This is a genomic window from Streptomyces sp. NBC_01294, assembly GCF_035917235.1.
GTDB lineage: Bacteria > Actinomycetota > Actinomycetes > Streptomycetales > Streptomycetaceae > Streptomyces > Streptomyces caledonius.
Genome location: NZ_CP108423.1, coordinates 4,561,694 through 4,580,484, shown reverse-complemented (window position 1 = coordinate 4,580,484; position 18,791 = coordinate 4,561,694). Strand labels below are relative to the sequence as shown.

The window sequence follows — 18,791 nt, the reverse complement described above, 5'->3', positions numbered from 1 at the left end:
CGGCTCACCCGAGCGCATCGCGCGTCCAGGCGGACTCGTGACGGGTGAAGCCGATGTGGGGGTAGTAGTCGACCGCGGCGGGGGCGGAGAGGAGCACGAGCTTGGCCCGCGGCGCGGCCTCGCGGGTGGCCCGGATCAGGTCGCGTCCCACGCCCCGGCGCTGGAACTCGGCGTCGACCGCGATGTCGCTGAGGTAGGTGACGTACGCCCCGTCGGTGATCGACCGGGCGATGCCGATCAGCCGTCCGTCCAGGCGGGCGGCGATCACCAGGTTGGCTCCGGCGAGCATCCGGGCGAACCGTTCCGCGTCGTCCACCGGGCGGCGTTCGGCCAGGGTGGACGCCCGGTAGAGGGCGGCGACCTCCGCCACGTCCAGGCCGGCGCCGACGACGGGTTCACACTTCCACATGGCTCTGCAACTCCTTGCTCAGCCGGCTCAGCCGGGCCTTCAGATGGTCGCGGTTGCCGAGGAACCGCCGGGGGTCCAGCTGGTCCGCGGACACCTCGACGCCGCGGGCCGCGAGCCCTGCGGCGAGGGTCGATCCGGTCTCCCAGGCCTCGGTGGCGGCGGCCTGCACCAGCCGGTAGGCCTCCTCCTGGTCCCGGCCCCGGGCGACGAGGTCCACGAAGACCTCCGAGCTGTAGACGAGGCCGCGGGTGGCGTCGATGTTGCGGGCCATCCGCTCCGGGAAGACCCGCAGCCCCGAGAGCAGACCCGCGGCCGACACCAGCTGGTAGTGGGCGACGGTCAGGCTGTCGGGCAGGACGATGCGCTCGACGGAGGAGTGCGCGAGGTCCCGCTCGTGCCACAGGGCGACGTTCTCGTAGCCGGCGCCCGCGTTCGACCGCAGGATCCGGGCGAGGCCGCACAGCCGCTCGCTCGTCGTCGGGTTGCGCTTGTGGGGCATCGCGCTGGAACCCTGGTAGGCGCTGGTCCGCGGCTCGTCCACCTCGCCCACCTCGGTGCGCTGGAGCATCCGCATCTCCAGGGCGAACTGCTCGACCACCGCGCCCGTCACCGCCAGCGCCGAGAGCAGCTCGGCGTGCCGGTCGCGGGCGACGACCTGGGTGGGCATGTCCTCGATGCCCAGGCCCAGTTCCCCGCAGACGAACTCCTCCACGTACGGGGAGATGTGCGCGTAGGTGCCGACGGGCCCGGAGAGGGTGCCGACCGCGACCGCGGCGCGGGCCGCGGTGAGGCGTTCGACCCCGCGGTGCATGGCGAAGGCGTGCACGGCCAGTTTCTGGCCGAATGTGGTGGGCTCGGCGTGGACGCCGTGGGTGCGGGCGACGCACACGGTGTCCCAGTGTTCGAGCGCGCGCGCCGTGAGCAGTTCCAGGAACGTTCGGGCGGCGTTCAGTACGAGGTCACACGAGCGGGCCAGGGTGAACCCGAGGGCGGTGTCCACCACGTCGTAGCTCGTCATCCCGTGGTGCACCCAGCGCGCGGAGGCCGCGGGCATGGTCTCGGTGTAGGCGGCGAGGAAGGCGAGGATCTCGTGGTCACGGGTGAGTTCGAGCTCGCGCACCCGGGACACGGACGGGACCGGGGCGTTGCGGATGTCCTCCAGCGCGGTCCGGTCCACCACGCCGAGCTCCGCCTGGGCGGTGCTCGCCAGGACCTCGACCCTGGCCCAGGTCGCGTACTTGCGTTCGTCCGTCCAGAGTTCGGCCATCTCCGGACATGAATAGCGTTCGATCAACGACACTTCTCCTTGGTTCTCGGTCGGGCGCCGGGACGCACCGTGTGGGGGGCCTTACGACCGGATCGCGGCGCGGCGCTCAGCCGGTGAAGGTGAGCACCGTGGGCGCGGCGGGCTCGCCGTGTGCTATCCCGCCGGCCCCGGGACCGGTGGTGTGCCGTGCGGTGGCCGGCCGCGGCGGGGCCGCATACCAGGCCGCGAGAGCGCTCTGCACCGCCGCGTGCCGGGCCTGCGCCGAGTCCACGTCGAAGGTGAGCTCGCGGGCGTAGAGCCGTACCAGGGGGTGGTAGGCGAACCGCACGCCGCTGGCCTCGATGAAGTCGGCCTCCAGCAGGTGCTGCGCGGTCAGCCGCTCCAGCAGCTCCTCCGTGCTGTCCTGCGGCAGGCCGAGGGCGGCCGCCGCGACGTGCACGGGGAACGAGTCCATCTCCAGCAGGCTCAGCAGGCGGAAGGCACGGCGCTCGGCGTCGCCGAGCGCGGCCTGGCCGACCGCGAGACTGGCCCGGACGCTGAGGTTGCCCACCTGGAGCTCGTCCAGCCTGCGCCGGGTCGAGGACATCCGTGCGGCGAGGTGGCGGACCTGCCAGTGCGGGCGCTCCAGCAGCCGGGCCCCGACGATGCGGATGGCCAGCGGGAGCCGGCCGCAGTACTCCACCAGGTCGGCGGCGGCCTGCGGTTCGGCCGCGAGCCGGTCCGCGCCGATGATCCGGCCCAGGATGTCCCGGGCCTCCTCGGCGGAGAGCAGGCCCAGCCGGGTGTGGCTGATGCCGCCGAGCGTGGACAGCATCTCCAGACTGGTGACCAGGGCGGCGCAGGTCGGGGACGCGGGCAGCAGGGGCTCCACCTGGGCCTCGTCGCGGGCGCCGTCGAGGACGATCAGGGCCCGGCGCTGGGAGAGCAGGCCCCGGTAGAGCGCGGTGAGTTCACCGGTCCCGGACGGCACGGCCGCGGGGCTGACCCCCAGGGCGCGCACCAGCTCGCCGAGGACGTCGTGCGCCGGCCGCGGTCCGTGCTCGCCCTGGAGCTCCACGAACAGCTGCCCGTCGGGGAAGGCGGAACTGACGGCGTGCGCCACCCGGACGGCCATGGTGGTCTTGCCGACGCCCGCTTCCCCGTACAGCGCGAGGGTGCGCGGCGGATCGCAGTCCCGGACCGCCGCCCCCTCCGGCGGTGTGTACAGCAGCCGCCGGATCAGCCGGGACTCGATGTCCGGGCGGGCGAACTCGGCGAGGCGCGGCGGGAGGGTGAAGGGAGTGACGGGGCGGCGGACCGGCAGGGCCGAGGGCTCCGGCTCCCATCCCCCCTCGTCCGCGGCGGGTCCGGCGAGGATCTGCCGGTGTGCCGCGCGCAGTTCCTGGCCCGGGTCCACGCCGAGCTCGTCGGCGAGGACGCGGCGCGCCTCCTGGTAGGTGCCGAGCGCCTCCGCCTGCCTCCCGGCCTGGTAGAGCGCCTTCATCAGGCGGCTCCAGGCACTCTCGCGGAAGGGGTGCTCGGACACCAGCGCCCGCAGCCGGGGCAGGACCTCGGCGTGCCGCCCGACCGCCATCTCGGCGTCGGCCCAGTTCTCCGTGGCGTTGAGCCAGCGCTCCACCAGGGCGGCTCCGTCGCCCTGCCGGAGGTACTCGGAGGGAACGTCGACGAGCGGGGTGCCGCCGGCCTCGTCCATCGCCGAGCGGAACAGGCGGGCGCGCTCGGCCGGATCGTCGACGGTTTCGGCCTGCCGTAACGCGTGGTTGAAGCGGTCGAGGTCGAGCCGGTCACCGTCGGTGACGATGGCGTAGCCGGAGGCACGGCTGACGACGACCTCCGCGCCGAGCACCTTGCGCAGCCGCGCGATGTAGCCCTGGAGCGTCTTGCGTGCGGTCGGCGGCGGGTCGTTGCCCCACAGCTGCTGCATGAGTTCTTCGGATGTCACCGCGCGGTTGGCGCGCAGGAGCAGAGCGGCCACCAGGACCCTGTGTTTGGCCTGTGGTATTTCGACGGCACGTCCGTTCCGCCATATGGTCAGCGGACCGAAAACGCCGAACTGGAGATCGTCCAGCATGCATTTCCCCCGGTTGTCGAACCGGACACACGTGAAATCAGAGCCCCCGCTCGTTCCCGTGCGTCACTGGAGCCGAGAACTACTCTCGGAGATCTTCACGACATCATGTGCGGCGAGTTCGGAGAAGAGCTCGATGATGTCCTCCACGACGCTTTCACGATCGATGTCGTATTCCAGGGCGATGAGCGTCGCAATATCGTCCACTGTCCGGATTCCGTCGATCTGGCGCCAGATGTGGGCGGCGGAGTCGGTCAGCTCGAAGAAATGCCGGTACCCGCCGACGACCGTCGTGCCGCGGTGGTTGCGGATCTTGACGTTCAGGGGGAGGGAGGCGACGGATGCCGGACCGACCACGACGGGGGCCGCGTTGTCCTCGGGCGCCATCAGACCGACACCTCCATCGAGATGCGCTGGCAGACGCCGACGGTCTGCTCGATCCACTTCTGCGGGTTGTCGGGGTCGAAGGAGCGCATCGTCTCGATGGCCCAGTACTCCTCGAAGGAGAGCAGTGCGGGGTCGACGATCTGCATCCGGCGGGCTCGCCACTTCGGCCACAGGCTGCCGAACTGGCCCTGGCTCGCGGTCAGCGCGTCCACCGCGTGGTTGAAGGCGTTGCGCGAGGCGATGACCGCGCTGTACAGGTCGCCGCGGGCGATCTGACCGGCCGTGTCCTCGGTGTAACCGTCGGCCTGCTTGAGGGAGTTCACGATCAGGACGGACCGGTGGGCGGAGTCCGCGAGCCGGGTGCGGATGGATTCCAGCCAGCCGCCGGAGTCCGCGGCGGCCGCGTAGGGGAAGCGTTCCAGCAGCGCGATCTCGTGGTAGCTGAGGGTGCGCCAGGTGCCCTGGTCGTCGCCGAACTGCTCGTTCGTGATCTTCGAGAGGACCTGCTCGACCTGGCCGGCGGTCCAGTACTCGATGTCCCAGCGGCGGCCGTCGACGAAGATCTGCTCGTACTGGAGGGTGTTCGGCTCCAGCGCGACGTGGTTGGTCTCGTCGATCCCGCTGGTCCACGGGTCCCGGGTGACCACGTGGACATCCAGGTCGCTGGTGGGGTTGCCCCAGCCCCGGATGAGGGATCCGCTCGCGAACACGGTGTCGTAATGGGGTGGAAGGAGCGATCGGCTACTGAGCTCGGCGATTACCCCGGATACGTCATACGTCATGGAGTACTACCTTTCCCGTTGCACGTCCGCGATCGCCTGAGATCATCAGGGAGGGCGGACAACTGCATACCCTAGATCAAGCCGGGCGCACCGCCTTGAGCAAGGTGGTCAATTTCGGACTCTAGCAACGATCTTGAGGACCACGTCAGGTGGCAAGGGTGCAATGTCGGCCACCGGCGGCGGTCGGCCGGAACCGATACTGCACAAACGTACTGAGGGAACGCCAGGTGCCGGCCGACTCCAATCTGGCAAATAATCGCCCCAGTTGGCCGATTCAATGCGGAGCGCCCCGGGGGAATGTCGGGAAACCAACCTCCGCCCGTTCCGGTCACCTGGGCGGCCACGTGTGCGCCGCACAGTGTCCGGCCACGCGGTGGTGCACTGGAGGTTTTTCGGAGGTGCGCGGGATGGGCCGGATCAGGTCTCGACAGGCCTTCGAGGATCCCTCAGAACGGGGTTGATGTGACGGGGTGTTGTCGGCCACTCTGGACGGGTCGGTCACGACGACCCGTCCGGACCGACGGCGATCCGAACCGCTTTGGAGAACCCGAATGCCGACCACCGTCCAGCGCAGGGGAACCCCCGCGGCCGCAGGCCGAACCCACCGGACCGACTGCGGACAGCGACCACCGGCGAGCCGCACGCAGTGTCCGGCCGCCGGACCGCGCAGAGAACCCTGACCCACCCCCCGACCGGGCCCCGCCCGTCCCTCACCTCGACGACACCGCCGTCCAGCGTGCGGCGAGCGCCGCGGCGAGCGAGATGCCGGCGACCGCCAGCGGGACCGGCCCCGGCCCTTGGACCGCGACCAGCCATCCGATGGCCGCCGGGAAGACGATGCTGCCGACCATCGAGGACGATGCGGCGATTCCGGTGACACGCCGGCCCCCGCCCGCCTCCGCGATCCACGCCAGGCCCGTGGGGAACACCGGCCCGAGCGCCAGCCCGGCCACCGCGTAGCCGATCACGGTCGCCCCCGGAACGGTCGCGAGCAGCAGCCCGCCGGCCGTGCCCAGCAGTCCGAGGGGCACCACGACGGACGCCGACACCCGGGACGCCAGCGGGAACATCAGGAACTTGGTCAGGGTGGTGCCCGCCCAGAACGCGGCGAGGACCCGGGCCGAGGCCGGCTCCGAGAAGCCGGTGTCCACGATGTGTTTCGCCGCCCAGCTGGCGATCCCGGTCTCGATCCCCCCGTAGAGCCCGTAGAGAAGGAAGAACCCCGCGAAGGTCCGCACGGACCGGGGCTGGGCGGACCGGGGCTGGGCGGCGGCGCCCGGCGTGTCCTCCTCCACGGTCGGGGCACGGAACGCGGCCACCTTTCCGACGCGCAGGCACAGCAGCGCGCCCGCGGCCGCGACGAGGAAACCGTAGGGGCGTCCCTGCGGGATCGAGACGCTCGCCACCAGGGGTCCGGCGATGGTGCCGGCCGCGAACAATCCGTTCACCAGGTTCACAAGTGAAACGCCGTCGTCCTGTCGTGCAAATATGCTGTTCACGGCCAGGATGAGGGCGCCCGCACCACATCCCGAGAGGAGGCAGGAAGCGGCCGCGATCCATAATTCCGACGAGAAAAAGATTCCGGCGCTGCCGAGCGCATATACGAGCACGCTCGGCAGAATGATCCTGCTTTCCGGCAGGCGGACAGCCGACGTGAGCACCATGGCGGCCAGGGCCCCGGCGAAGTAGGACGTGATGAGCAGGGAGGCGCCGCCCGCCCCTGCCCCGAAGCGGTCCTCGAAGAGCGGCAACAAGGGCCCTGTACTGGACTGCGAGATCCCGATGAGGAAGAACGCGGCCAGCGCGGCACCAAATCCCGGAGCGTGTCTCAAACTCGCCTTCTCCGGCCGAATCACTGCATTCATTTTCTTCACCGAACCACCTCTTCTGCCATGTATGGATTCCGCTTCGATGCACCGTGGAGCGCGCTCACAAATATCACAGCCGGAACCGCCCATGAGAAGTGGCGCGGCTCACACAGATATTCATCCAGGGGGTCTGGCGGCAGACCGGAGAAATCTCCTACGTTCACATCAGGTACAGCTCATCATTGCCTCTGCAATCATGAACGGGGAGTAACCTCATGCGTATTGCCGTTACTGGTGGAGATGGATTCATCGGCCGTTACGCGGTCGAGTACCTGCGGGAGAACGGGCACGAGGCCTTAGCCATCGACCGGGCCTCCGGCATCGACATCCTCGAGGACAAGCTGGAGACCGCGCTCAAGGACGTGGACGGGGTCATCCACCTCGCGGGCGTGCTCGGCACCGACGAGCTGTTCGACATGGTGGAGACGGCCATCGACGTCAACGTCAAGGGCACCTACCGGGTGCTGGAGGCCTGCCGCAAGAACGAGGCCCGGTTCGTCGGGATCACCATGCCCCAGGTGTGGAAGAACGTGTACCAGACGACCAAGCAGTGCGCGCAGAACCTGTCGTACGCCTGGCACGAGAACTTCCAGGTGCCGGTCAGCCACGTCCGGGCGTTCAACGCCTTCGGCCCCGGCCAGAAGCACTACGGCGTCCAGAAGATCCTGCCCACCTTCGCCCTGAAGGCGTGGCGCGGCGAGGCCATCCCGGTGTGGGGCGACGGCACCCAGACCGTCGACCTCGTCTACTCGGCCGACCTGGGCCGGATGCTCGCCGACGCGCTGCAGTTCGGCGACTGCGAGGTGTTCGACGGTGGCACCGGCGTCGCCTTCACGGTCAACGAGGTGGCGCAGATGGTCCTGGAGGTCACCGGGTCCAAGGCCGGCATCGAGTACCTCCCGATGCGCAAGGGCGAGACCAAGACCGACCTGGTCGCCAAGGGCGACGGGTGGGAGAAGCTGGGCTGGCGGCCCGAGTTCCGCTCCTCGGACCTGGAGCAGACGGTGCTGCACTACCGTCGTTTCGCCACCGAGGCCTGATCACACCCCGGTACCGCCGGTACTGCCGGTACCGCCGTTCCCACTGATCCCACCCATCCCACCCATCCCACCGATCCCACCGATCCCACCGATCCCCACCCATCCGCCGATCCGAAGGTGCCATGGACCTCTTCACCGCCGCCCTCGACCACCTGCCGAAGACGGCGCCCGGCCGATCCGACCGGGCACTGAGCGTCCAGATCGTGGCGGAGGGCCCGGACGGCGGGCGCACCTGCTCCGGCCTGGTCCTCGGTACCTCGGACGCGGTCGGCCGCTGGCACGGCGACGTGCCGGCGGCCGACGTGCGCCTGGAAGTCCCCTACGACGCACTGCGCGACGCGGCGTCGGGCACCACGCTCGGCACCGGCCTGGTCATGTCCGGCCGGGTACGGATGGAGGGCGACTGGCCCGCGCTGGCCGCGTTCCGCGGTGCGGCGCGCGGTGCGGGCCTGCGGGCCTACCTCGACCGTCTCGCGGCGGCGGCGGCGCCGCCCGGCCCGGACGGCGGTCCGGCCGCGGGCGGCGGCCGCGCCGCGAACGGGGCCGTACCGGCCGGTGCCGGACCGGCCGGTGCGGGCGGGCTGGTCGCCGTACTGGCCGCGCCCAACGACGAACACGGCGAACTCAGCGTGATGGCCCGGGACCGCTCCCGCACGGCCCTGGACCTCGTACGCTCCACCCCCGGCGCCCGGCTCGTGCTGACCGGGGGCTTCGGCGCCCAGTTCAACACCACCGACGTGCCGCACTGGCGGCACTGCGCACGCTGGCTGCGGTCCCAGGGCATGGGCCCGGGCGAGTTCGCCGACTGTCTGGAGACCCGCCACAGCTCCGACGACGTCCTGTTCCTGCGGGAGCTCGCCCGCCGGCCCGGCACCGGCCGGGTCACCGTCGTCACCTCCGACTACCACGCGGACCGGATCCGCTACCTGCTGGACCTGGTGCTGCCCGCCGCCGCCGTCCGGGCGGTGGTCCACCCGTCCCTGCCACCCGCGCAGCAGGCGCAGTTGCGCGGACACGACGAGGTCGCGCTCGCCAAGTCCGTGGCCGCGGCCCTGCTGTTCGGGCCTGACCGCCTCCTCGCCCCGCTGCGCGTCACGGTGGAGGATGGTGCCGAACGCTACGCACCGGCCGGGGCCTGACCCACCCCGGGCGACCGCCTGGCCGGCCGACCGGCCGACCGACCGGCCGACCGAGTGGCCGAGCGACCGGCCACCGCCCCGCACCATGACCGCAACCGGAGGCTCCGTGACCGAGATCCCCTGCGACGCCGTGCTGTTCGACCTCGACGGCGTACTGGTGCGGTCGATGGGCCTGATCGAACGGATCCTGCGCGAGTGGGCCGCCGGGCACGGCCTGGACACCGACGCGGTCGTCGCCCTCTCGCACGGCCGCCGCGACATCGACCTCGTACGGCTGGTCGTTCCGCACCTCGACGCCGAGGCGGAGACCGCCCGCATCACCGAGCGCGAGGAACGCGACTTCGCCGGGCTCGAACCGGTGCCCGGCGCCCCCGAGCTCGTCGCGGCCCTGCCCGCCGACCGCTGGGCCATCGTCACCTCCGGCACGCGGGCCGTGGCGCTGGGCCGGCTGGACGCGGCGGGCGTGCCGCGCCCGGTCCACCTGGTGGCCGCCGAGGACATCACCCGGGGCAAGCCCGACCCCGAGGGCTACCTCCGGGGCGCCGCGCTGCTGGGCGTGGACCCGGCCCGCTGCGTGGTCGTCGAGGACGCCCCGAGCGGCGCCGCGGCGGCCGCCGCGGCCGGCATGCGCTGTGTGGGCGTCGGCGGCGCGGTCGCCGACCCCGCGGTGCGGCTGACCGCACGCGTGGCGGACCTGCGTACGGTCGAGGTCCTGCACGGGCCGGGCGCACCGGGACGGGAACGGGGACCAGGACCGGGACCAGGCCCGGGATCGGGACCAGCACTGGGACTGAGGATCTCCGAGCCCACCGGGAAGGGCCCCGCGGCATGAAGCACGTCATCGCCCTCGACGTCGGCGGTACGTCCATGAAGGCCGCCCTCATGGCAGAGGACCACACCCTGCTCCGGCAGGAACGCCGGCCGACTCCCGTCTCCGAGGGACCCGAGGCGACCGTCGCGGCCCTCGTCGACTTCACCGCGCACCTGCGGGAGTACGGCGAACGCACCTACGGCCGCGGCGCCCTGGCCGCGGGCTTGGCCGTGCCCGGCTTCGTCGACGAGGCCACCGGCACCGCCGTGTACGCGGCGAACATCGGGTGGAGCGACGTACCGCTGCGCGACCTGGTCGCCGAACGCCTGGACGGGGTCCCGGTCGCCGTCGGCCACGACATGCGCACCGGCGGCCTCGCCGAGGCCCGGCTCGGCGCCGGCCGCGGGCTGGACCGCTTCCTGTTCATCGCCCTCGGCACCGGGATATCCGCCGCCATAGGGATCGACGGCGGGTTCGAGGCGGGCGCCCACGGCGGGGCCGGGGAACTGGGCCACGTCATCGTGCGGCGGGACGGCCGCCCCTGCAACTGCGGCCAGCGCGGCTGCCTGGAGACGGTCTCGTCCGCGTCCGCGGTGGCGCGTGCCTGGGCGGAGGCGTCCGGCGACCCCGGGGCGAGCGCCGCCGACGCCGCCGACGCCGTGCGCCGCGGCGATCCGCGGGCCCTGGCCGTCTGGGACGAGGCGGTCGCCGCGCTCGCCGACGGCCTGACGATCGGGGTGCAGCTCATCGACCCGCGCGCCCTGGTGCTCGGCGGCGGTCTGGCCGAGTCGGGCGAGCTCCTGTTCGCCCCGCTGCGCCGGGAGTTGGCCGCCCGCCTCTCGCACCGCGTACCCCTGCCGTCCCTCGTTCCGGCCGAACTGGGCGACCGCGCGGGCTGCCTCGGGGCGGGCCTGCTCGCCTGGGACGCCCTGGCGGGGACCACGCAGCCGAACGGCACGCCCTAGCCTGGGAGCATGACCAGCGAGATCAGCAAGATCGGCGGCGAGACCGGCGGCGAGACCGGCGGCGAGACCGGCGAGACCGGCCCTGACGACTTCCACGCCACCCTGCACTCCCTGCGCGTGTGGGACTCTCCGCTCCCCGGGTTCGACGCCGGGTCCGCGCCCGGCGAGCCGCTGACGCTGTTCCGGGAGTGGTTCGTGCACGCCGCACGGGCGGGGCAACCGGAGCCGCACACCATGAGCCTGGCGACGGTGGACGGCGAGGGGCGGCCCGACGTACGGACGCTGATGCTGCACGACGCCGACGCGCGGGGCTGGCACTTCGCCTCGCACGCCACCAGTGCCAAGGGCGAGCAGCTGGCCCTGCGGCCGGAGGCGGCGCTGGGGTTCTACTGGCCGACCGTGGGCCGGCAGGTCCGGATCCGGGGCCGGGTCACCGCCTGCGGGCCCGAGGAAAGCCGGGCCGACCTCGCGGTGCGCTCGCGCGGGGCGCTCGCCGCCGCGCTCACCGGGCGGCAGAGCGAGGTGCTGGAGTCGGCCGAGGACCTGCTCCGCGCGTCGGAGCAGGCCTGGGAGCGGGCCGGTGCCGAGCCGGACGCCCCGGCGCCGACCTGGACCCGGTACGTCCTGGCCCCGGCGGAGGTGGAGTTCTTCCAGGGTGACGCCGCCCGCCGCCACACCCGCCTGCGCTACCGGCGGCCCGCCGAGGGCGCGGGCTGGGTGCGCGAGCTGCTGTGGCCGTAGGTTCCCCGGGAGAGGCAGCGGTCAGCCTGCGCCGGACCCCGTGCCCGGCCCCGTATCCGATCCCGTATCCGATCCCGTAGCCGGCGCCGGGGCGAAGACCGGGTTCCAGATCCCTTCCGCCGCCTCGCGGAAGGTGACCGTCAGCGGCATGCCGATGCGCAGGTCCGCCGCCTCGCAGGCCACCACCTCGGTCATCATCCGCGGGCCCTCCGCCAGATCGACCACCGCCGCGGTGTACGGGACGCGTGTGCCGAAGGGCGGCAGGTCGTTGCGGTGGATCACCGACCAGGTGTAGAGGGTCGCGCGGCCGCTCGCGGTCTCCCACGTCACCCGCTCCTCCCCGGCCCAGCAGAACGGGCAGAACTCTCGCGGGTAGTGGTGCGCCCGCCCGCAGTCCCCGCAGCGCCGCAGCAGGAGCCGGCCGGCCGCCGCCGCGTCCCAGTAGGCGCGGGTGAAGTCGTCCGCCTCGGGCAGGTCGTAGCGCACCGCGCCGCCGCTCAAAGGAAGAGTCCGATCGCCGCGTCGAGGGACCAGGTCTGCCAGGACATGGCGAGGAGCGCGACGAGGGAGATCAGCGCCATCATCGCGTTCTGGCCCTGCTCGGCCCAGTCGTGGATCATCAGCACCAGGTAGAGCAGGTTCAGCAGCAGCCCGCCGACCAGGGCGATCGGGGTCAGGAAGCCGAGCACCAGGCCCAGCCCGAGGGCCAGTTCCGCGTAGACGACGACGTACGCCATCACCTTGGGGCGCGGTGCGACGACCTGGTGGAAGCCGCCCTTGACGAAGCTCCAGCGGTGCTTGTTCGCGACGTCGGCGGCCCACGCGATGCCGGTGCCGCGTTCGAACCAGCCCTTCTTGTCCTTGTGCCGCCAGCTCTCCAGCCACCACAGGCCGAGGCCTATCCGGAGCACGGCGAGCCATTCGGCCCCACTGAGCCAGATGGTCTGCATCGGCAGCCCCCACCCTCTCGCGATCGACACGCACGATCTGACGGAACGTCAGTTCAGCGGATGCGGGGCGATCACGCAAGGCCTCGGGCCGGCTACGGGTGCGCGAAGAGCCGCCCGTAGCCGTCGATGCCGCCGGTGCCGGAGGTGGTGCCGGAGCCGGTGCCAAAGCCGGTTCCGGAGCCGGCCGCGCGCAGGGCAGCCCACAACAGGACCTGGTTGGCGGTGAGGACGGGACGCCCCAAAGTGGCCTCCAGGGCCCCGATCACGCCGACGGCGCGGAAGCCGTTGCCGCCGATGACGACCGCCTCGACCTCGTCCGGAACCTGTGCGGCCACCCGGTCGTGGAGCGCGTCCGGCCGGATGAGCACCTGCCCACTGGGGAGGTCGCACGGGGCCGCGTACGGGACTTCGAACCCGGCCTCCTCGTAGTAGCCCCGGCCCAGGTCGTTCAGCGTCGCGTCGAACCACGGCGGATCGACGAGACCGATCCGCGCGATCCCGAGGACGCGCAGCGCCTCGACCGTGGCGGCGCAGGTGGCGACCACCGGCAGGCCGTGGGCCCGCTCCCGCAGCCGTTCCAGCATGTACGCCTCGCCGCGCGCCCCGATCACGTACGCCGAGCTGGTGAAGGCGTAGGCGATCGCCGCCACCGGGGCGGCGGCCAGCAGCTCGGCGGCCTCGTCCACGAACGGCGGCTCGGCGAAGGCCCGCACCGGGGCGAGCGGAATGGTGGGGTCCATCGCGCCGCCCCGACCGATCCCGCCGAACGGTACCCGGGCGGCATGCAGACCCACGTCCGCCGGGGCCATCGCGCGCAGTTCCGACTCGGGTCCGACATCGGCGTGGGGGGTGAGGACGCCGAGGCGGACGCGTACGTCCCACCCGTCGGGCTGCCACATCGCGCACTCCTCTCGTGGGGCGAGATGACCCACTTTGTCAGCGTTCGGCGCACCGCGGCGCCGAGCCGCGCCGGGCCCGCCCCCGCCCGTGACCGATCCGCAATCGATTCCCTCCTCGTCCGAGACCCATCAACGCAGCGTGGCGATACGATCACCCCTCATGCCCGGAGACCCCACAGCACCCGACATGACCACCCAGCCCCGCCCCGTGTACGTCATCGGAGCCGGCCCCGGAGGCCTCGCCGTGGCCGCGGCATTGCGCGCCCGCGGGGTCCGCGCGGTGGTCGTCGAGAAGTCCGACGAGGTCGGCGCGTCCTGGCGGCGGCACTACGACCGGCTCCACCTGCACACCACGCGCCGGCTCTCCGCCCTCCCGGGCCTGGCCGTGCCGCGCCGCTTCGGACGCTGGGTCTCCCGCGACGACGTCGTGCGCTACCTGGAGAAGTACGCCGAGTTCCACGAGCTGGAGCTGGTGACCGGCGTCGAGGTGACCCGGATCGAGCCCGCCCCCGAGGGGGAGGACGGCTGGACCCTGCACGCCACCGGCGGGCGGGTGCTGTCGGCCGCGGCCGTCGTTGTCGCCACCGGGTTCAACCACACGCCCGCTCTCCCCGACTGGCCGGGCCGGGACACGTACGGCGGCCCGCTGCTGCACGCCGCCGACTACCGCAACCCCGGGCCGTACGCCGGCCAGGACGTCCTCGTCGTCGGCGTCGGCAACACCGGCGCCGAGATAGCCGTCGACCTCGCCGAGGGCGGGGCGGCCCGGGTGCGGCTCGCCGTGCGCACCGCCCCGCACATCGTGCGCCGCTCCACCGCCGGCTGGCCGGCCCAGCGCACCGGGATCCTGGTCCGCCGGCTGCCCGTGCGGCTCGTGGACCGGCTGGGCGCGCTCGTCGCCAAGGCCTCGGTCCCGGACCTGTCGGCGTACGGGCTTCCGCGCCCCACCACCGGCCTGTACAGCAGGGTGAAGCAGGGCTCGATCCCGGTCCAGGACGTCGGCCTAATCGACGCGGTGCGCAGCGGCAAGGTGGAGCCGGTGGCCGCCGTCGACTCCTTCGACGGCGCCGAGGTGGTGCTCGCGGACGGCTCACGGATCACCCCGGACGCGGTGGTCGCGGCCACCGGGTACCGCCGCGCCCTGGAGGGGCTGGTCGGCCACCTCGGGGTACTGGACGAGCGCGGCCGGCCCCGTACGCACGGCGCCCGCACCCCCGGGCAGGCCCGCGGGCTGTACTTCACCGGCTTCAGCAACCCCATCAGCGGGATGTTCCGGGAGATGGCCCGGGACGCGGAGAAGATCGCCAAGGCGGTGGCCCGGCAGACGGCCGGCAGCTGAGCCGCCGCCCGCGTCGTCCCGCGGAGGGGCGCTGCCGGCGCCCGTCGGCGCCCGTCGGCGCGTCACAGCAGGTGGTCCAGGTCGTAGAGGCGCTGGTGCCACCAGGCTCCCCTGCGGTGCGGCTGCCGGTGGGCGAACGGGTCGGGCACGGTCCGGCGCCACAGCTCCTCGTCCAGGCCGGCCAGCAGGGTCTCCAGTTCCCGGCGCGGCCAGGGCGGCAGCCTGTGTACGACCAGTTCGAGGAGATCCCGGGCCACAGCGATGTCGTGGCGGAGGTCGCACTGCTCGCAGCCGCAGTAGTCCCGCCGCAGGTACAGCCAGCGGCCCGGAAGGGTGAGGAAGTAGCGACAGGTCGCGAGGGCCGTCGCCGTCGCCCCGGGCCAGAGCCCTTCGTCGTACGGGCGCCGGCACTCCTCGCGGTGGATCGCGGTGACCGTCCGGGAGGAGAGCCGGTCGATCCGGGTGGGCCACGGCCTGGGGGGCCGGTAGCCCCGGCAGTGGCCGGCACCCGTGTACATCGTGTGCGGCAGGGCCAGTTGTGCGCGCAACGCACTCGGTCGCCTACGCGGCATGGGCCTTTCGGGCAGCAGTCATGCGGTAGATGATCACACCGCCGCGGGGAAACATCCAGGGCCGCGGGCGGAAGTGCGCCGACCCGGACCGCGGGCGGGTGATCTCGGCCGGAAGTGCACTCTGGACCCGCTCCGCGGGAATCTGTCACCGTTCACCACATCACCTCCACCAGCTTTCCTGCGCAGCCCTGTTCCTGACGGCACGTCAGTTCAGTAATCTGACTACACGTCAGTTATTGAGTTCCATCGAGGTTCATCGAGCAGGAGCGGGCGGAACGATGCTTGGATCTACTCACGGCACCCTCACCACCGACTTCCGCGCACGTGTCGAGGCCTGCGGGGAGTCCCCCAGGACGGCCGTCCACTCGTCGGCGGCGCCCTCCGCCGACGACGCGGTCGCCATGGACGTCAGCGGCCGGCCGCTGCACGCCGACGTACCCGACCTGGACCGGTTCTTCCGGCCCGAGTCCGTCGCCGTCGTCGGCGCCTCCGACGCCGAGGGCAGACCGAACACCGGCATCACCCGCCAGCTCATCGCCTGGGCGGAACGCGTCGGCGCCCGGATCCACCCCGTGCACCCTTCCCGCCCCACCGTCTTCGGACTGCCCTGCCACGCCTCCGTGGCCGACCTGCCCGAACAGGTGGACCTCGCCGTCCTCCTCGTCGCCGATCCGCTCCCCGTCATCGAGGAACTGGCCGAGACCAAGGTGAAGTTCGCCGTCGCCTTCGCCTCCGGCTTCGCCGAGACCGGCGACGCGGGCGCCGCCGCCCAGGCCCGGCTCGGCGCCGCCGTCCAGCGCTCGGGCCTGCGCCTGCTCGGCCCGAACACCAACCTCAACGCCTTCGAGGAGTTCCGCGACGACCTCGACGGCCCGGCGATCGCCCTGATCACCCAGTCCGGCCACCAGGGCCGCCCGGTCTACACCCTCCAGGAGCTCGGCATCCGCCTCTCCCACTGGGCCCCCACCGGCAACGAGGCCGACCTCGAAACCTCCGACTTCATCTCCTACTTCGCCGAGCAGCCCGAGGTCGGGGCCATCGCCTGCTACGTGGAGGGTCTCAAGGACGGCCGGTCCTTCCTGCTCGCCGCCGACCGGGCCGCGCGCAACGGCGTCCCGGTCGTCGCCGTCAAGGTCGGCCGCACCGAGACCGGCGCCCGCATGGCCGCCTCCCACACCGGGAAGCTGACCGGCGCCGACACCGTCGTGGACGCCGCCATGCGCCAGTTCGGGGTGATCCGCGTCGACGGGCTCGACGAACTCCAGGACACCGCGGCCCTGCTCGCCCGGGCCCGCAGGCCCCAGGCCGACGGGGTCGTCGTCTACTCCATCTCCGGCGGCACCGGCGCCCACTTCTCCGACCTGGCCACGGAGGCGGGCCTGACCCTGCCCACCCTCGCGCAGGCCAAGCAGGACGAACTCCACCAGTGGATCCCCGAGTACCTGAACGTCGCCAACCCCGTCGACAACGGCGGCCACCCGGTCGGCGACTGGCGCGGCCGCAAGATCATCGACGCGATCCTCGCCGACCCGTCGGTCGGGGTCCTGATCTGCCCGATCACCGGCCCCTTCCCCCCGATGAGCGACAAGCTCGCCCAGGACCTGGTGGACGCGGCGGAGGCCACGGACAAGCTCATCTGCGTGATCTGGGGCTCCCCGGTCGGCACGGAGGACGCGTACCGGCGGGTGCTGCTGGGCTCCTCCCGCGTCGCCACCTTCCGCACCTTCGGCAACTGCATCACCGCCGTCCGCGCCTACCTCGGCCACCACCGCTTCACCGCCGGGTACCGCTCCCCCTTCGCGGACGCACCGCGCACGCCCTCGCCCTCGTACCGCAAGGCGCAGGCCCTCATGCGGCCCGGCCAGCAGCTCAGCGAACACGCGGCGAAGCAGCTCCTGCGCGCGTACGGGATACGGGTCCCCCGCGAGCAGCTGGTGACGAGCGCGGCGGCCGCGGTCCGGGCGGCCGGCCTGGTCGGCTACCCGGTGGTCATGAAGGCCTCGGGCCCGCAGCTGGGCCACAAGACGGAGCTGGGTCTGGTCAAGATCGGCCTGACCTCGGCGAGCCAGATCCGCGACGCGTACCGGGAGCTCACCGACATAGCCCGCTACGAGAACGTCCCGCTGGACGGCATCCTGGTCTGCCAGATGGTCGAACGCGGCGTGGAGATGGTCGTCGGCGTCACCCAGGACGACCTGTTCGGCCCCACCGTCACCGTCGGGCTGGGCGGCGTCCTCGTCGAGGTCCTGCACGACGCGGCGGTCCGCGTGCCGCCGTTCGGCGAGGACCAGGCCCGCGCGATGCTCACGGAACTGCGCGGCCATGCCCTCCTGGAGGGTGTACGGGGGGCACCGCCGGCCGACGTGGACGCCCTGGTGGAGGTCATCCTGCGGATCCAGCGCATGGCCCTGGAACTCGGCGACGAGCTCTCCGAGCTGGACATCAACCCCCTGATGGTCCTCCCCCGCGGCCAGGGGGCGGTGGCCTTGGACGCCCTGGCCATCTGCCGCTGACCCCCGGTGGTCGCAGTCCCCGCCGCTTCCCGGGGCTCCGCCCCGGACCCCGCGCCTCAAACGCCGGCGGGGCTGGATGTTTCCAGCCCCGCCGGCGTTTGAGGCGGTCTTTCAGCCCCGCCGGCGTTTGAGGCGGCCTTTCAGCCTCGCCGGCGTTTGAGGCGCGGGGGTCCGGGGGCAGCGCCCCCGGCAACGGCGCCGCACCCGATCCCCCGAACAGGAGTTCATCCATGACCCGCGCCCCCGAGGACGAAGTCCTCCACCGCATCGACAACGGCGTCGCCTGGATCACCCTCAACCGCCCGGAGGCGATGAACGCCGTCGCCTGGGCCCAGCGCGAACGCGTCATCACCCTGCTCGCCGAAGCCTCCGCCGACCCGGCGATCCGCGCCGTCGTCGTCACCGCCACCGGCAAGGGCTTCTGCGCGGGCGCAGACCTCCGCGGCGCACCCGCCGCCGCGGGCGACCGCGTCGCCGGGGACGTGGCCCGCATGATCCGCCTCGGCGCGCAGCGCCTGATCACCGCGGTCCTCGACTGCGAGAAGCCGGTCCTCGCCGCCGTCAACGGCACGGCCGCCGGCATCGGCGCACACCTCGCCCTCGCCTGCGACCTCGTGATCGCCGCCGAACCGGCCCGCTTCATCGAGGTGTTCGTCCGCCGCGGCCTGGTCCCCGACGGCGGCGGCGCGTACCTGCTCCCCCGCCTCGTCGGCCCGCAGAAGGCCAAGGAGCTGATGTTCTTCGGCGACGCCGTCCCTGCGGCCGAGGCCGAGCGCCTCGGCCTGGTCAACAAGGTGGTCCCGGCCGAGGAGCTGGAGGCGACCGCCCGCGCGTGGGCCGAGCGGCTCGCCCAGGGCCCCACCCGGGCCCTCGCCATGACGAAGCAGCTCGTCAACGCCTCCCTGGACGGCGACCGGGCGGCCGCGCTGGCCGCCGAGGCCACCGCTCAGGAGATCAACATGGGCACGGCCGACGCGAACGAGGGCGTGGCGAGCTTCGTGGAGCGCCGCACGCCCAAGTACCTGGGCCGCTGACCGCGCC

18 protein-coding genes are annotated in these 18,791 nt (G+C 72.6%); 8 read left to right on the top strand and 10 right to left on the bottom strand.

Annotation, left to right across the window (positions count from 1 at the left end):
* Positions 1-4: 4 nt before the first annotated feature.
* The 6 genes from OG534_RS20805 to OG534_RS20780 form a co-directional block, all read right to left on the bottom strand.
* Positions 5-409, bottom strand: a complete 405-nt coding sequence (locus OG534_RS20805) for a GNAT family N-acetyltransferase (RefSeq protein WP_326589697.1) — start codon at positions 407-409, stop codon at positions 5-7.
* A complete protein-coding gene (gene purB / locus OG534_RS20800; RefSeq protein WP_326589696.1) occupies positions 396-1,709 on the bottom strand; it encodes an adenylosuccinate lyase in 1,314 nt (437 codons plus the stop codon). The genes OG534_RS20805 and purB overlap by 14 nt, the downstream gene beginning before the upstream one ends.
* Before the next feature lie 73 nt (positions 1,710-1,782).
* Positions 1,783-3,747: an AfsR/SARP family transcriptional regulator gene (locus OG534_RS20795; RefSeq protein WP_326589695.1), complete on the bottom strand. Its 1,965-nt coding sequence runs from the start codon at positions 3,745-3,747 to the stop codon at positions 1,783-1,785.
* 63 nt (positions 3,748-3,810) lie between these two features.
* Entirely contained in the window at positions 3,811-4,131 is a 321-nt protein-coding gene (locus tag OG534_RS20790; RefSeq protein ID WP_326589693.1) for a PqqD family protein, read from the bottom strand.
* Positions 4,131-4,841: a hypothetical protein gene (locus OG534_RS20785; RefSeq protein ID WP_326589691.1), complete on the bottom strand. Its 711-nt coding sequence runs from the start codon at positions 4,839-4,841 to the stop codon at positions 4,131-4,133. Before OG534_RS20785 ends, OG534_RS20790 begins: the two co-directional genes overlap by 1 nt.
* Positions 4,842-5,623: 782 nt before the next feature.
* Entirely contained in the window at positions 5,624-6,745 is a 1,122-nt protein-coding gene (locus OG534_RS20780; protein WP_326589689.1) for an MFS transporter, read from the bottom strand.
* A gap of 251 nt (positions 6,746-6,996) precedes the next feature.
* Here OG534_RS20780 and OG534_RS20775 point away from each other — a divergent pair, with 251 nt between their 5' ends.
* From OG534_RS20775 to OG534_RS20755, 5 genes are all read left to right on the top strand, one after another.
* Positions 6,997-7,821, top strand: coding sequence for an NAD-dependent epimerase/dehydratase family protein (locus OG534_RS20775; protein WP_326589687.1), 825 nt, complete (start codon positions 6,997-6,999; stop codon positions 7,819-7,821).
* 122 nt (positions 7,822-7,943) lie between these two features.
* Entirely contained in the window at positions 7,944-8,960 is a 1,017-nt protein-coding gene (locus OG534_RS20770) for a YdcF family protein (RefSeq protein ID WP_326589686.1), read from the top strand.
* A gap of 106 nt (positions 8,961-9,066) precedes the next feature.
* Complete coding sequence (locus tag OG534_RS20765) at positions 9,067-9,792, top strand: HAD-IA family hydrolase (protein ID WP_326589684.1); 726 nt, start codon at positions 9,067-9,069, stop codon at positions 9,790-9,792.
* Entirely contained in the window at positions 9,789-10,736 is a 948-nt protein-coding gene (locus OG534_RS20760) for an ROK family protein (protein WP_326589683.1), read from the top strand. The genes OG534_RS20765 and OG534_RS20760 overlap by 4 nt, the downstream gene beginning before the upstream one ends.
* A 9-nt stretch (positions 10,737-10,745) precedes the next feature.
* Positions 10,746-11,477 (top strand): pyridoxine/pyridoxamine 5'-phosphate oxidase, encoded by a 732-nt coding sequence (locus OG534_RS20755; RefSeq protein ID WP_326589681.1) that lies wholly within the window; start codon positions 10,746-10,748, stop codon positions 11,475-11,477.
* A gap of 21 nt (positions 11,478-11,498) precedes the next feature.
* Here the strand turns inward: OG534_RS20755 and OG534_RS20750 are convergent, their stop codons facing one another.
* The 3 genes from OG534_RS20750 to OG534_RS20740 form a co-directional block, all read right to left on the bottom strand.
* Positions 11,499-11,978: a Zn-ribbon domain-containing OB-fold protein gene (locus OG534_RS20750; RefSeq protein ID WP_326589679.1), complete on the bottom strand. Its 480-nt coding sequence runs from the start codon at positions 11,976-11,978 to the stop codon at positions 11,499-11,501.
* Positions 11,975-12,427, bottom strand: a complete 453-nt coding sequence (locus OG534_RS20745) for a DoxX family membrane protein (RefSeq protein WP_326589677.1) — start codon at positions 12,425-12,427, stop codon at positions 11,975-11,977. Before OG534_RS20745 ends, OG534_RS20750 begins: the two co-directional genes overlap by 4 nt.
* Before the next feature lie 92 nt (positions 12,428-12,519).
* Entirely contained in the window at positions 12,520-13,326 is an 807-nt protein-coding gene (locus OG534_RS20740) for a maleate cis-trans isomerase family protein (protein ID WP_326589675.1), read from the bottom strand.
* Between the two features lie 160 nt (positions 13,327-13,486).
* Here OG534_RS20740 and OG534_RS20735 point away from each other — a divergent pair, with 160 nt between their 5' ends.
* Positions 13,487-14,665, top strand: a complete 1,179-nt coding sequence (locus OG534_RS20735) for a flavin-containing monooxygenase (RefSeq protein WP_326589674.1) — start codon at positions 13,487-13,489, stop codon at positions 14,663-14,665.
* A gap of 62 nt (positions 14,666-14,727) precedes the next feature.
* Here the strand turns inward: OG534_RS20735 and OG534_RS20730 are convergent, their stop codons facing one another.
* Complete coding sequence (locus OG534_RS20730; RefSeq protein WP_326589673.1) at positions 14,728-15,213, bottom strand: hypothetical protein; 486 nt, start codon at positions 15,211-15,213, stop codon at positions 14,728-14,730.
* Positions 15,214-15,515: 302 nt separating this feature from the next.
* On the opposite strand from OG534_RS20730, the gene OG534_RS20725 reads away from it, so the two are divergent.
* Positions 15,516-17,750 (top strand): acetate--CoA ligase family protein, encoded by a 2,235-nt coding sequence (locus OG534_RS20725; protein ID WP_326589671.1) that lies wholly within the window; start codon positions 15,516-15,518, stop codon positions 17,748-17,750.
* Between the two features lie 230 nt (positions 17,751-17,980).
* On the top strand, positions 17,981-18,784 hold the full coding sequence (locus tag OG534_RS20720) for an enoyl-CoA hydratase/isomerase family protein (RefSeq protein WP_326589670.1): 804 nt from the start codon (positions 17,981-17,983) through the stop codon (positions 18,782-18,784).
* Positions 18,785-18,791: the final 7 nt, after the last annotated feature.